The organism is Shimia sp. MMG029 (genome assembly GCF_027947445.1).
Taxonomy (GTDB): Bacteria; Pseudomonadota; Alphaproteobacteria; order Rhodobacterales; family Rhodobacteraceae; genus Shimia.
Map to the genome: position 1 here is coordinate 1 of NZ_JAQJIM010000031.1, position 805 is coordinate 805.

At 51.1% G+C, this 805-nt stretch carries 1 protein-coding gene; it reads right to left on the minus strand.

Going from position 1 to position 805, the window contains the following annotated elements; translation table 11 throughout:
• Window positions 1–114: 114 nt before the first annotated feature.
• A complete protein-coding gene (locus tag PJL69_RS20250; protein ID WP_271311304.1) occupies window positions 115–246 on the minus strand; it encodes a hypothetical protein in 132 nt (43 codons plus the stop codon).
• Between the last annotated feature and the right edge of the window lie 559 nt (window positions 247–805).

Consider the following 805-nt stretch of genomic DNA (forward strand, 5'->3'; position numbering starts at 1 on the left):
ATCCAGAGGACCGCGAGATCGACAGCAGTTTACACTACTTACCGATGGACAAGTTCGCATTGCCCTTTTCAACCATACCACGTCTCACTTCAGGCCCTAGGACTTGAGCTTTCGTTACAAGAAATCGTTGGCCACCGCCAGATCCCCAATCTTGGCGTTCAGTTCCTTCACCTGTTCTTCGTCCATCTCCGGGGCCTTCTTTCCACCACGCTCAAAGAGCTGGAGGTCCGGTTGGGGCTGGGTCATCTCCACCATTTTCAGTTATACGAACCTGATGACATACTCTTTGGATACATGGTGCGACCAATTGGGAGCAGCACTGAGCCAACTCGCGAAGGTTCAAGTGCCTTTTCTTAAAGCATATTGGCAGGTGAACTCGCACCCCACGCGCGTGTCATTCAATGGAGTAGATGAAACACCTTTTCCAAAAGATGACGTGGCTGACCTCTATGATCTCGCGCGCTTGGCCTCACGATCCGCCGAAAGTAAGTATTACAAGCCTCTTCGCGAGGCCCTAGACCCAGTAAGTGGCTTCCTGAGATCGCACCCTTAACTCGCTATGGCGCTTGGGAACCGTATCGGAAATAACGAGTTTCACGTCAGAATATTGAACGGGACATCGCTGACTTGGCTAACACAGTTCGTGGCCAGTCTAATGGAATGCGCAAATGATCAGAGAGATCGTGGGTTTAGGAAAGCTGCGAATGAACTTGGAGTGATCCTTGAACTGAGTTCGACGACCCTAGATGTCGATGTCCCGAACGGTCTCGATGTGGATTACGATCTACTGCTCTTCCATGGTCCG